Here is a 13,515-nt window from a genome sequence, read left to right as displayed (position 1 = left end):
ATTTTGTATTCTTACATTTGTTTTTTCAGTTCAAACTTTTAAAGTCTTCACTAAAATTGAGTATCATGTATAAACAAGAGCTTACGATTATTGTTCAATCTATCATTGCGTCAAATACTATTGATGAACACACCACATGTGCGCGAAACCTTTCAGAATTTTATGAAAAAATCGCAACCGTTAACCATTTTGAGAACAATGAAGTTCATGTTAAAGGCGGTGTTGCTTTGTCAAGCTCTGGTGCGGCAGACTGTGTTGACGATTATTTACGCACGGTTTATTTCATAAAAGGCGTTTATAAGGCTCTGACAAAATTGTGTATTGATTTTCCAGAGAGAAGTATTAATGTTCTTTATGCGGGTTGTGGCCCTTATGCAACTTTAATTCTTCCTTTACTTCCTTTGTTTAATAAAGATAGAATTAAAGCCATTTTGCTAGATATCAATACTGCTTCTATAGCTTCTGTACATCATATTTTATCGGTGACCGGTTTAAACGATTATTCATTAGAATTAATCGAAACAGATGCCATTACGTATACAAAACCGGAGGAGTTTGCAATTGATCTGGCCATCTCCGAAACGATGCATTATGCTCTTACCCGAGAGCCGCAGGTGGCGATTACGCGAAACATTGTTTCGCAATTGTCTTCGCATGGAATTTTAATTCCCGAAGAAATCAAGATCGATTTGACTTATACGTATTCCGATCATGAGCCATCCTTAAAAGATGCTAAATCAGAGGTTAAGGGCCGTAACGAAATACAGCCCTATCCTCATAGTGTATTTGTAGATAGATTATTTACAATAAGCAAAGAACTTTTTGGCAATACAAGTCAGGATTTAGAATTTAAAAGTGACTTTTATAAGCTGCCCGATGATTTTAGTAATCATCCCGATGTGTGTATTTTTACTGAAATCAGGATATTTGAAGACATCGAATTAAAAACTGCGGAGTCTTATATTACAAACCCTTTTTGTCTTGTTTCTATGTACAATCTTACAGAGTATTCTGAAATTCAGTTTTTATACGACTTCAGCGATATACCCAAATGGTCTTATAATGTAAAAAATGCTCTTAAATAGTTTAATTTCTGGAAGGGAAAATTCCTTCTAGACAAATGATATAAGATAATGCTACATAAGGCTGCATTACTGAGATAGGCAGATTGCTACCAGTGGCACCAGTGGTTACATTGCTTAATAAATCGACACTTGGAGTTGCTGTTGCAAAGCCTAATGTAGGGGTGAAAACTCTTGATACAAGAGCGCCCGGTATTGCTATCGATGCTCCGGCTACCGGTGTTGAATCTGATGCATTTGTTGCACTCACAGAAATTTTACCTGGTCCTGCGTGAACGTGAGCAGGAAGGTTGCTTGTTAAAATTGAAACGTTTGGTGTACCTGCAGCTTGTCCAAGAACGTAAGTTCCTCCAGGTGAAGTTCCTTGTCCAATAGCTGTTGCACCTTGTAGATTTGGTAAAGCGAAAGTAGTCTGACCATTTCCTCCATAGGTTGTACCAAGGATTGAGAATAATGCCGTATTTTGTGCAATTGACAATATTTGTCCGTTACAAAAGGCCCAGCCTCTTGGGGCAAAATTTCCCGCAAAAAGTTTTACAACTCCAATGAATTCTTCCATAGTGTTTAGTGTTAATAGGTTAGTGTTTATATTTGTTTTTGATATTACTTGTGTTTTTGACTAAGAAATAAAAGGACAATTTTTATATTTAAACTAAGGTATAAAATATAAAACTCTCAAAAACAGGTGTTTCTACCTGTTTTTCTCTTCTAAAACAGGTTAAAACTAAGAATCCTAGGCACCGAAACTGAAAAATATGTCATGAGGACGGTTTTTATTGTCATGAAATATCCTTTTAGTGTCGGAAACACTAATAATGAGTGAGATAAATCACAGGGAGCAGAAAAATGAGCCACATCCTTATGTTTATTGGTGTTTTGAACGATTTTACGGTAGAAATATGATAGTTGTAGGAGGTATAGTACAACCCAGGTGTTCTGTTGACACATTATTGTCAAAATAGGGAGAAAAATTTCTACACTAAAAAAAACATTGTATCAAATTCACAATTGCTTGCAGTATGATTTGCTGTAACAAGTGACACTTTACAAAGCTGATATCTAATAAGATCTCCTATCAATATTGACGTAACATAAAGCATCAGATGTTAATATAATGTTTTATAATCAGGTTAGTTTATTAATGTAAACGTAACCTTCCAGACCTACCCTCAGCTTTAATTTTGAAGACATATTATAAACAACACAATTGTAGTATATGTCATTTTTTAAAATCAGAATACATCGCTGTATAAAGATTGGATCGAAAGTCTTATTTCGAACACTTCATTCGCCAAATCATTCAAAAACGGTGTCTCATGTATAAAAAGTTTACTGATGAGGAACTTGTTGAGTTATTGAGACAAGGAAAAGATAAAGCGTTTGATGAATTGTATTTCCGATATCGGGATGAATTGGTTCGGTTTGTTTATGTGAGGATGAAGTCGGTTCCCGTTTCCGAAGAGATTGTTCAGGAAGTTTTTACAACGATTTGGGAAAGACGAAAGAGTTTGGTTATTCAAAAGAAATTTTCAGCTTATATCTACACCTCTGTTCGGTATACTACTTTAGATTATATAAAAATGCATACTATCACCGATCAATATGTTAGAGAGGTTATAGACAGAAACACCAATGATTGCGACGGCAGCAACACTACCGAAGATTCTATTTATTATGAAGAACTACAGGAAGCCGTTGATAAGGCTGCGTTATTGCTTCCTAAAAAATCCAAAGAAGTTTTTATTCTAAGCAGAATCAAACATTACACCAACAAAGAAATAGCCGAAGAACTTAATGTTTCGCACGAAACGGTAAAGTATCACATTGCCTACGCATTAAAGTTTATGCGAAACTACCTGGGCGAATTTAACTAATAGCAGATCGCTAATACCGATTGTATATTCAATATAGTCCAATTGCATTGTACTATTTTCATATTACATCGGTATTATATCAGAAAGCATTGGACTACGATATAAGTAAAATTGATATAAATTAAGGTTATGCATTTTTTCTTAACAAAAGCGTAACCTTAAGCGCCTACCTGAAATTACTATTTCTAAGACATACTATTAAAGAGATAAACACATTATAATGCCTGAAAAATTACATCAAGATATAAAACTTTTTTTAGAAGGGAAGCCCTCTTTAAATGGGGAAGAATTATGGAATAACTGGTACGATCATCCTGAAGAAATATTCGACACGATAGCATTGATTACATCAGACCAATCGAAGTTAAAAAAGGAAATTCAAAATATAAAAAAAACGAATAAGGTTATTTCTCTTCCAAATAGAAATTGGGCGGTAGCAGCTTCTTTATTATTTGCAGTGAGCTTGTCCTGTTTCCTTTATTTATCCTCGCTAAAAACCATCACCAGACAATATGCAACAAGAGCGGGAGAACACGCTAAAATAGTTTTAAGTGATGGAACTCAGATATGGCTTAATGCCGGAAGTCATGTAAAATATCCGGTTACTTTTAAAGGGGATACCAGAGAAATCTATTTAACCGGAGAAGCCTTTTTTGATGTAGCCAAAGATAAAAAGCATCCCTTTATCATTCATACCGATAAAATGGACACCAAAGTACTGGGAACGAGTTTTAACGTGCAGGCTTATCCGGATCAGACTACTCAGGAAGTTTCGGTGCTGACGGGAAGAGTGAATGTTAAATCAACTGTGACCGAAGAAAATGTATATGTAACTCCGGGGCAAAAAGTGGTTTTTAAATCACACAGTAACAAACTTCAGGCGTTTAAGGATATCCCAATGAACTCAATCTCACTATGGCGAAAGCATATTATTGTTTTTGAAGATGCCCCCTTACCGGAAGTCATTGCAACGATCAATCGAAATTATAACGTAACCGTTCAGATTGCAAACAAAAATTTAAACAACTTAAAAATTAGTGCCTATTTCAAAGAACTTCCGGCAGGACAGGTCGTTGCTTTGGTGTGTAATATTATCAATGCAGAGTACAAAATAGAATCGGGGACTTATGTCATCCGTTAAATTTTAGAAAATACAGCGGAGAGAAAAATAGTTCGCATAGCGCAATGCGGGTTAGCGGAGTTGAGAGAATTTTTAAGATCTCCAATTCTTGCTTCGATCAGCTGAAATACAATTCCATTAAAAATCAAATTAAAAAATCTACGTAGAAAACCGTTCCACAATCAAAAACAATTAAAAAAAACACAATCATGAATAAAAAGCAAATGCGGTATGTCGTAAAGGCTCAGAGCATTAAAAAATCGGTACTAACGAAGGCACTGCTTTTCGTGGCTCTATTTTTTATCGGATTAACCGTAAAAGCGGCCCGTTTTGATATCGGTAAAAGAGTGACTTTAAAAGTAGAAAATGAAAGTATAAAGAGTGTTTTTCAGAAGATTGAAAAACAAATCGACGTGCATTTTATGTACGAAACCAATCAGGTCAATACCAATCAAAAGATTAGTTTAAAATTGAATAATGTGCCTCTGGAACAAGCCTTGGATAAAATATGCGGCAATCTCTTGCTGAGATATGAAATGGTTAGCAACAATATTGTGATTAAAAAAAGCATAAAAGTTTCAGATGTCGGTCAGGGTAAAATAAGCATTTCGGGAACTGTTTTTGGCGGTGATGACGGAATGCCATTACCGGGTGTTGGAATCAAAGACAAAGATTCGGATGCAACAGCCACAACAGATTTCGACGGAACTTTTAAAATCGAAATCAATTCGTCTGCAGCAGTACTTGTTTTTTCCTATGTAGGTTATGTGACGCAGGAAATAAAAGTGACACAATCGGATAAAAACATAAGTGTCAAATTAGCGGCCGATATGAAACAACTGCAGGAAGTGGTTGTAATGGGATACGGAAGTGTAAAAAAGAATGAAGTTTTAGGATCAGTAGGAACCGTTTCGATGAAAGAAACATCAAGCAGAACCTACAATAGTGCAGCAGAATTACTGCAAGGAACAGTGGCAGGTGTTACCGTAATTAACAATGGTGGTGATCCAACTGCCGAGCCTACAATTAATATAAGAGGTATCGGATCTTTGAACGCCGAAACACCACTGATTGTTTTGGACGGAATTATCTACAGTGGTTCTTTAAACACCTTGAATCCAAACGATATTGCTTCGATAAGTGTTTTAAAAGATGCGGCTTCCGCAGCAATTTATGGAGCAAGAGCTTCAGGAGGAGTTATTCTAATTACCTCTAAAAAAGGAGTTTCGGAACGTATTAATATCAATGTAAATTATCAGGGAGGTTTTCAAAACGTAGCTAAAAAGTTAGACGTTTTAAATGCAGCTGAATATGCCGATGCGATGAACACCGCCAGAGACAATGCTGGTATGCCGAGAATTCCGGCTTTTGATCCGGCATTTGAACCAACAGCCAGAACCACAAAGACCAATTGGATGGATGAAATTTTCCGTACTGGCCAAATTCAGGATTTGTCTATTTCAGTAAATGGTAAAACCGAGAAATCTAATTTCTTTATTTCCGGAAGTTACCGCAAAAACGAAGGAATATTGCTAAATACCTACGGAACCCGTTATACGGCCAGAGCCAATTCTTCTTTTAAACTGGCACCTAATTTTACAGTGGGCGAAAATCTGTCGTATTCCTTAACAGACGGTCAGGCAGCCAATACAACAAGTGGTTACACAGGAGCCATTTTAGCAGCGATTTTTTATCCGCCAAATGCCACGATCTATAGAGAAGACGGTTCAGGAAAGTTTGGAGGTGTTCCTGAAAAATATATAGGTTCTTATGGAGACGTAATCAATCCGGTGGCCTATTTAAAAAGACTGGACAACCGCAATCCGATTTCGACTGTTTTGATTAATCCTTATGCAGAATGGGAAATCGTATCAGGTTTAAAATTTAAATCGAACTGGGGGTATACCAGAATTCAGAACAACGCAACCGATTTTGCGGTAAAAACAACAGAGCCGGGTAAAATATTTGATTTTAACCGATTGACAAAATCTTCTGCTACCACAACTGACTTATTAAGCGAGCTGACGCTTTCTTACGAAAAATCACTAGGAAAGCACAATTTTAAAGCACTTGCCGGATATACCTATCAGCAAACCAAAAGAGATTTTTATACCGTGCAGGGAACAGGCTTTGATAATGAAGATCCATCACAGCGTTATTTATTAAATGCTAAGTTAGTTCAGCAGGTAGAAGCAGGAATGTCCGAAGAAATCATTTCTTCTTATGTAGGAAGGCTGAATTATGACTTTAATCAAAAGTACTTGATTTCAGGAATTATACGCCGTGACGGTACTTCAAAACTAACTTCAGACAACCGCTGGAAAGTATATCCTTCTGTTTCTGCCGGATGGTTGATTTCTGAAGAAGGATTCATGAAAAGCATAGACCCGTTAGTAAGCAACTTAAAATTACGTGCAAGCTGGGGACAGATTGGAAACTTAGGAAATCTTGGACCTTACCAGTTTAGTGTGCCTTTAACGCAGACACAAGCTTTAATTGGAAACAGTCCGGTAATCTCTTACGGTTATTCTGAGAGCGAATTGTCGAATCCTAATTTAAGATGGGAAAGTTCAGAACAAAGTAACGTAGGATTGGATTTTACCATGTTTAACAATGCTTTATCAGGATCTGTAGATGCTTACATTAAAACCAATAAAGACATGTTAGTTCGCGATCAGCTTCCGGGAGTTTCAGGAACTCCGTTAGGAAGAATCGTAAATTCGGGTAATGTTGAAAATAAAGGAATTGAAGCCAGTTTGACGTACCAAAAAACTCGTGGTGAATTCAAATTTGATGTAACAGCAAACGCAGCTTTTTTAAGCAATAAAATTGTTTCGATCAAAGACGATTTAACTTCCTTAGAGCCTTTAAATCTAAGTCGTGTTCGTAGTTTGCCTTTGGCTAATATCTATCAGGTAGGAAGTCCTGTTGGAGCATTTTACGGGTATTCGACAGACGGATTGTTTCAAAGTAATGCCGAAGCAAAAGCTTATGTAAATGATAAAGGAGTAGTGTATCAGCCTAATGCGGTTGCAGGAGACATTAAATTTAAAGATGTAAATGGCGATGGTGTAATCAATAACAGTGACAGAGTAGTGCTTGGAAGTCCTTTTCCGAAAACGACCTTCAGTTTAAACACGAATTTCAGATACAAAGGATTTGATATGAACATCTTCCTTAGCGGAACAGCCGGAAACAAAGTTTTTAATGCCGTAAAATATACAGGTGTGAATGCTTCTTTCCCGGGTTATAATTTACTAGCCGATTCTAAAAATGCATGGTCGCCAACGAATACCAATACCAATATTCCAATTCTTTCGTCAACAGACAACAATAATAATTTCGGAAGAATCTCTGATTTTTATATTGAAGATGCTTCTTTCCTGAGATTAAGAAACGTTTCGATTGGATATACAGTAAAAGAACAATGGTTGCACGGAAAAGCGAAACTTAGATTTTTTATCTCTGGGCAAAACCTTTTTACCATCACCAAGTATTCAGGAATGGATCCGGAAGTGGGACTTAAGAATTTTGGTTTGGACTTAGGAAAATATCCTCTGTCCCGTATTTATATGACAGGTGTCAACGCAACTTTTTAAAAAAATATAACACAAATAAAATGAAAAATTTAAGTCTTTTATTATGGAGTCTGGTGCTTTTAATGAGCATGTCGGCTTGCGAAAATGAACTTGATTTAGTACCTCAGGGAGCACCTTCAAGTGGTAATTTCTGGAAAACACCTGCTGATGCAAAAGCAGGAGTGAATGCGATTTATGCACTCTATTCGGATGATAATATGTACGGTCGTGGATTTTTCTGGCTGAACAATGCGAGTGATGATATCGGAACGAAACCAAGACAAAATGCGGAACGAATCAAAAATTTTATTGTAGACGGAGCTGAATCAGATACCAAAGACATTTGGAGACTTCACTATGAAGTGATGAAACGCTGTAACGATGTGATTCGCAATATCCCGAAAATCAGTCTGGACGATAAAACAAAAAACATGATGCTGGGAGAAGCGTACTTCAATCATGCTGCAATGCATCTGGAATTGGCCTATCACTATGGAGATGACCGTGCCGGGATTCCAATTCAGGACAGAGAAAATCCAACCAATGTATATGTGCCGCGTGCTAAAAATGTAGCCGAAAACTATGCCTATATCGCTGCCGATCTTATTAAAGCTGCCGATTTATTGCCTTATTTCAATGAACTTAGTTCAGACAATTACGGACGTGCGCATAAAACTGCAGCATGGGGATACTTGGTGCGTACCTATTTGTATGCAAAAGACTGGGACAATGCGATCAAGTATGCCAATATGATTGTCAGCAGTGGAAAACACAAATTACTGGATAATTTCGAAGATGTTTTTAAAATTAAAAACAACTGGTCGTCAGAGTACATTTGGTCCGTAACCTCGAGTGCCGAAAATACAAGCTTAGGATCTATTTTCCCTGGAGTATGTCTGGAAGATAAAGGCTGGGGAGTTTACAACGGCTGGGGGAATTTTTATCCTACTAAAGAATTGTTCGATACGTATGATCCTGCTGATAAAAGACGAAGTGCTACAATTCTTCAAAAAGGAGACAAGTTTATGTACTTCGGAGAATTAGTCACTTTTAATGAAGGAAAATATATTGTCAGTTCAAGTAACAGAACCGGTTATCAGTTTAAAAAATACATGGAGCCATTCGGTTATCCAAAAACTACTTCGGGCGGAATTGATATTCGTTATGTAAATGCAAACGGAGACAAGCCTTCTACCGCTTTAAATGTACCTCTTTTACGTTATGCGGATGTAATCCTGATGCTGGCTGAGGCAAAATTAATGAAAGGACTAAGTGCCGATACCGAAATAAACATGATTCGCAATCGTGCCGGTTTACCAAGTATTGGAGGAGCCACACTAACGGATCTGAAAAGAGAAAGACGTTGTGAGCTGGCAGGAGAATGGACAGACCGCCATTTCGATTTAGTACGCTGGGGCGATGCTCAGGCGACTTATGCAAAACCTTTACACCATTACAACGGAACAGTGATTTATCCTGCCCGTAATTTTAATCCTGCCATTCACCATGTGTGGCCAATACCGCCGGATGAAATTGCCGTGAGCAAAGGAGCCCTTTTCCAGAACAAAGGCTGGTAAATAATAGTTTCATTTTGTTTGTTTTGTTTTTTTTTTACGCTGCAGGCTTAGTTGTGGAGCTTGCAGTTGTAAAGAAAAAAAGCAAGCAGTCTAGATATTTTGGCTAATCTTCTAATTATTGAAGACCATTTTAGAATTGAATTAATTTTATTTGTAATGAAAAAAATAATTATACTTTTTTGCCTTCATTTTTTTCTGTTGGCGCAGGCACAGGAATACAGTTCTGCTAATATTCATTCACACAATGATTATGCAGGTAAATTGCCTTTTTATGAAGCCTATTCCAATGAAGCCGGCGTTATCGAAGCAGATGTTTTTTTGAGGAATAATGAGCTTTTGGTAGCACATACTTCAGAGGAAATCAAAACGTACAATACATTGCGAAGTCTTTATTTAGATCCTTTGTCGAAGAAGATAAAAAACTTAGAAGGTAAAGTTTACCCTGAGAATAAGCCTTTAGTTTTAATGATTGATATAAAATCAGAAGCCGATGCCACACTTAAAGGTATCGTGCAACAGCTAAAAACGTATCCGGATTTGATTTTAAACAAAAATTTAAAAGTAGTTATTTCAGGAAACAGACCTGAACCATCAAACTGGAATCAATACCCTGAGTTTATCTATTTTGACGGAAGAAGAAATGAAACGTATTCTTCGGAGCAATTGTCACGTGTCGAAATGATTAGCGAAGATTTAAAAGAACTTACCGTTTGGAACGGAAAAGGAGTAATGACACAAGCTGATTTAGAAAAAGTACAGTCGGTCATTAAAAAAGTTCATGCTCAGAATAAAAAAATCAGGTTCTGGTCGACATCCGATAATGTGAATACCTGGATGACTCTAATGAATTTAAAAGTCGATTATATTGGTACTGATAATGTATCGGCATTGACGCAGTTTATTCAGAAGATAAAAAGTACTTTTTACCAGAATGCATCATTTTATCAGGCCTATAAACCTAAGAATGCAGCTTTATTTTCTAAAAACAGCCGTCCGAAAAATGTAATTCTGCTTATTGGCGACGGAATGGGGCTTACTCAGATTTACGCTGGTTATACAGCCAATAAAGGACAATTGAACCTTTTTAATATTCCGACTCAGGGATTGTCGATCACTAAATCGTCAGACAGTTATATCACCGATTCGGCCGCAGGAGCTACGGCAATGGCAACAGGTCATAAAACCAATAACCGATTTATCAGTGTAGATGAAAACGGAAAAGGGTTAGAATTAATCACCCAGCAACTGGCAAAGAAAAAGTACAAAACGGCTATTATTTCGGCTGGAAATATTACAGATGCCACTCCGGCAGCTTTTTACGCGCATCAATCTGAAAGAACTTTAAGCGAACCAATTGCTGCAGATTTTCTTGCTAATCCGTCTGATATTTTAATTGGAGGAGGTACAAAAGAATTTAATAACAGAAAAGACGGTAGAGATCTGTCTAAAATAATAACCGAGAAAGGTTATACTTTTTCAGATCAGTTTAAAAGTCTGGACACCATTAAAAATTCACGTTTTGTAGTGGTAGATGATGCTTCGGTGGTTTCGATGAAAGAGGGAAGAGGAGACTTTTTAGCGAAATCTTTGGCAAAGACAACGACGGTTTTTTCAAAAACAAAAAATCCTTTTTTTGTAATGGCCGAAGGTGCGCAAATTGATTATGGTGGACATAAAAATGACCTGGAATACGTGGTTCGTGAAATGCTTGATTTTGATAAACTGGTAGGACAAGCCATGGAATTTGTCGATCAGAATCAGGAAACACTTTTAATCGTAACGGCAGATCACGAAACCGGAGGACTTTCCTTAATTGATGGCAGCATCGAAAAAGGATATGTACAGGGAAGTTTTAGTACCAACGATCACACAGCGGTGCCAGTTCCGGTTTTTGCCTACGGACCCGGAGCTGCCAATTTTATGGGAGTTTATCAAAACACAGAAATCTATTCTAAAATACTCGAAGCACTTTTAATCAAATAACAGATACTACTTTTGTTTGATAGTGGAGATACACTAAAAGCAGCGACAAAACATTTTGTCGCTGCTTTTTTATTTTTAACAAGTGTAAACGTCAAGTTTGTTAAAAATGAAATTTTGAGAAAAAACAATATTCGTATCAGGATAGTAAAGTCTTGATTTTACAAGGCTTGGCTTCTACTGGAATTTAATTATAAGAAAAATAAGATTAAAATGTAAGATCGTAAATTAGCATTTCTTTAGGATTAATTTCTTTTTCTGTTAAAAACTTTTACAAGAAAATTGCTGTTCTTTGTATCTTAAAATTGCTTAAGAAAAAGATTAAATAAGTCTTAAGTGATTCGCTTAATACCACAATATTATTTTAGACATCGAGTTTAGACTAATTATCATATTTGCGTTATGGATAACAGGAAGTTTATTTTAAGTTTAAAAAAGGGTAATGAGGCCGCTTTCAGGCAAGCATACCTTAATTACTACGATAAACTCATAAACATTGCCAAACGCTTTAATTTTACAGTACTTACCCCACAGGATTTTGTTCAGGAGACTTTTTTACGAGTATACAATAAAAGAGAATTACTTCATGAAGATGTTTTATTCGACAAGCAATTGTTTGTGATCTGCAAAAACATTATCCTTAATCATCTCAACAGAGAAAATAAAATAGTACAACTCGAGCCTTCGCATGTTGTGATGGAAAATGTGGATAACGATCATGAAATTTTTGAAGAAAGACAGGAAATATTAAATAATTTAATAAATGAGCTTCCTGAGCAACAGCAAAAAATCTATACTTTACATAAACTGGAAAACCTTAGTTATAAGGAGATTGCAGCTTTAACGGATCTTTCTGAAAAGACCATAGCCAATCATATTTATCTCGCCAGTAAATTTATTCGAAAAAAAGTCGAAAACCATTAGGAACTTTTTTGTTCTCGTTTGTTATCTATAAAAATGAGAACATAAAATGAATATTGAAACTTATAAAACGGACGTTACCACAAAGGAAGAAGCAAAATTTGTTGTAGCGCTGCTTCAATTTGTTATTTCTGATTGTATCATGAATTTTGATGTAGAAGACAAAAATCATGTTCTGACAATCGAAACCAACAGAGAGATTAAGGATATGGTGTACGGTGTTTTTAATAAGCAAGGATTTTATTGTCAGAAACTTTAACGCCCCAAAGATATGAATGATAAAAAAGTAGAAGAAGAATTAAAGAAGATTTGGGATAATGTTCCCATTTCGCATTCTGATGAAGAAAAAGAGGCTTCGTGGGAAGCATTTCAATCCAAAGCTTTTCCTCCAAAAAAACAAAAATTTAAAGCATGGCATTATGCCGCAGCGGCTGCCGTTTTACTTTTTGCGTTTATCGGAACGGGACTTTTCTTTAATAAAGAACAGCACCAGCAGGAAATTAAATTTACTTCAAACGTAATTGAAAATACGACTTCAATTGTAAAAACGATTTTTTTACCAGATAGTTCCAAAGTGGAGTTAAGTCCTGATTCCAGAATCGAGTATGCCGATAATTTTAAGACTAATCGTAAAATTGAAATTAAGGGAGAAGCTCACTTTCAGGTAACAAAAGACAAAAAACATCCTTTTCAGGTTTTTTGCAATGAAACGACAACCACTGTTTTAGGAACTTCTTTCTTAGTAAAAGGATACACTCAAAAGGAAGTCTCAGTCGAGCTTTTTGAAGGAAGCGTTGAGATGAGCGTAAAAGACCAGACTCAAAAATGGATACTCGTACCCGGTGAAAAATTCACCTATGCCAATAATACGGTTGAGGTATCTGAATTTGAAAGATTTACCGATTTTGAAAATGAAAAGTTAACCGTTCTTGCTGCCTACATTAAAACAAACTATGGTTACACGGTGAAATTTCCAAAGGAATATTACGATCAGCACATTACCTTGAGAATCAATAAAAAAGAAGATTTACAAATAATTATCCAGTTAATATCCGAAATGTATAACCTAAATTTTGAAATAAATGAAAAATTGAAAGAAGTTACTTTTCAATAGAAAAGAAAAAGGATGCACTAGCCGCGAAACTAAACATCCTTCTCATGGTCAGGATAATAAGAATTATCCAGTTTAATAATGTTCAAAAATACAAAATTTTATGAAACATATCATTTCAGCATGTTTTTGTTATACATTGAAATTCCCAAAGGAATATTATGACCATCGTATTACCATACGAATTAATAAAAAAGAGGATTTTAAAAGAACAATTCAATTAATATCTAAAATGTATAACCTAAACTTTGAAATAAATGAAGAATTAAAAG

At 36.0% G+C, this 13,515-nt stretch carries 10 protein-coding genes; 9 read left to right on the top strand and 1 reads right to left on the bottom strand.

Annotation, left to right across the window (positions count from 1 at the left end):
• Positions 1 to 65: 65 nt before the first annotated feature.
• The gene (locus M4I44_RS17005) at positions 66 to 1,085 is read left to right on the top strand and encodes a hypothetical protein (RefSeq protein ID WP_017495715.1); all 1,020 of its coding nucleotides are present in this window, start codon (positions 66 to 68) and stop codon (positions 1,083 to 1,085) included.
• Position 1,086: 1 nt separating this feature from the next.
• On the opposite strand, the gene M4I44_RS17000 is transcribed toward M4I44_RS17005, so the two are convergent.
• Complete coding sequence (locus M4I44_RS17000; RefSeq protein ID WP_017495716.1) at positions 1,087 to 1,641, bottom strand: phage tail protein; 555 nt, start codon at positions 1,639 to 1,641, stop codon at positions 1,087 to 1,089.
• Between the two features lie 757 nt (positions 1,642 to 2,398).
• On the opposite strand from M4I44_RS17000, the gene M4I44_RS16995 reads away from it, so the two are divergent.
• From M4I44_RS16995 to M4I44_RS16960, 8 genes are all read left to right on the top strand, one after another.
• Complete coding sequence (locus M4I44_RS16995) at positions 2,399 to 2,956, top strand: RNA polymerase sigma-70 factor (RefSeq protein ID WP_070908352.1); 558 nt, start codon at positions 2,399 to 2,401, stop codon at positions 2,954 to 2,956.
• Between the two features lie 220 nt (positions 2,957 to 3,176).
• Entirely contained in the window at positions 3,177 to 4,097 is a 921-nt protein-coding gene (locus M4I44_RS16990) for a FecR family protein (RefSeq protein WP_017495718.1), read from the top strand.
• A 188-nt stretch (positions 4,098 to 4,285) separates the two neighbouring features.
• Positions 4,286 to 7,675: a SusC/RagA family TonB-linked outer membrane protein gene (locus tag M4I44_RS16985; RefSeq protein WP_249965492.1), complete on the top strand. Its 3,390-nt coding sequence runs from the start codon at positions 4,286 to 4,288 to the stop codon at positions 7,673 to 7,675.
• Between the two features lie 20 nt (positions 7,676 to 7,695).
• Complete coding sequence (locus M4I44_RS16980; protein WP_249965491.1) at positions 7,696 to 9,231, top strand: RagB/SusD family nutrient uptake outer membrane protein; 1,536 nt, start codon at positions 7,696 to 7,698, stop codon at positions 9,229 to 9,231.
• Between the two features lie 156 nt (positions 9,232 to 9,387).
• Positions 9,388 to 11,214, top strand: a complete 1,827-nt coding sequence (locus tag M4I44_RS16975) for an alkaline phosphatase (RefSeq protein ID WP_249965490.1) — start codon at positions 9,388 to 9,390, stop codon at positions 11,212 to 11,214.
• A gap of 399 nt (positions 11,215 to 11,613) precedes the next feature.
• Positions 11,614 to 12,135 (top strand): RNA polymerase sigma factor, encoded by a 522-nt coding sequence (locus tag M4I44_RS16970; RefSeq protein ID WP_017495722.1) that lies wholly within the window; start codon positions 11,614 to 11,616, stop codon positions 12,133 to 12,135.
• Positions 12,136 to 12,181: 46 nt separating this feature from the next.
• A complete protein-coding gene (locus tag M4I44_RS16965) occupies positions 12,182 to 12,391 on the top strand; it encodes a hypothetical protein (protein ID WP_017495723.1) in 210 nt (69 codons plus the stop codon).
• Positions 12,392 to 12,403: 12 nt separating this feature from the next.
• Positions 12,404 to 13,246: a FecR family protein gene (locus M4I44_RS16960; protein ID WP_249965489.1), complete on the top strand. Its 843-nt coding sequence runs from the start codon at positions 12,404 to 12,406 to the stop codon at positions 13,244 to 13,246.
• Positions 13,247 to 13,515 lie beyond the last annotated feature (269 nt).

This window comes from Flavobacterium sp. B183 (genome assembly GCF_023539155.1).
Lineage (GTDB): Bacteria > Bacteroidota > Bacteroidia > Flavobacteriales > Flavobacteriaceae > Flavobacterium > Flavobacterium tructae.
This window is presented reverse-complemented; position numbering and strand designations above follow the sequence as displayed.

Bases quoted from the DNA above. Each gene is read 5' to 3' on its own strand.
- M4I44_RS17005 (WP_017495715.1), top strand. From the start codon at position 66: ATGTATAAACAAGAGCTTACGATTATTGTTCAATCTATCATTGCGTCA.
- M4I44_RS17000 (WP_017495716.1), bottom strand. From the start codon at position 1,641: ATGGAAGAATTCATTGGAGTTGTAAAACTTTTTGCGGGAAATTTTGCC.
- M4I44_RS16995 (WP_070908352.1), top strand. From the start codon at position 2,399: ATGTATAAAAAGTTTACTGATGAGGAACTTGTTGAGTTATTGAGACAA.
- M4I44_RS16990 (WP_017495718.1), top strand. From the start codon at position 3,177: ATGCCTGAAAAATTACATCAAGATATAAAACTTTTTTTAGAAGGGAAG.
- M4I44_RS16985 (WP_249965492.1), top strand. From the start codon at position 4,286: ATGAATAAAAAGCAAATGCGGTATGTCGTAAAGGCTCAGAGCATTAAA.
- M4I44_RS16980 (WP_249965491.1), top strand. From the start codon at position 7,696: ATGAAAAATTTAAGTCTTTTATTATGGAGTCTGGTGCTTTTAATGAGC.
- M4I44_RS16975 (WP_249965490.1), top strand. From the start codon at position 9,388: ATGAAAAAAATAATTATACTTTTTTGCCTTCATTTTTTTCTGTTGGCG.
- M4I44_RS16970 (WP_017495722.1), top strand. From the start codon at position 11,614: ATGGATAACAGGAAGTTTATTTTAAGTTTAAAAAAGGGTAATGAGGCC.
- M4I44_RS16965 (WP_017495723.1), top strand. From the start codon at position 12,182: ATGAATATTGAAACTTATAAAACGGACGTTACCACAAAGGAAGAAGCA.
- M4I44_RS16960 (WP_249965489.1), top strand. From the start codon at position 12,404: ATGAATGATAAAAAAGTAGAAGAAGAATTAAAGAAGATTTGGGATAAT.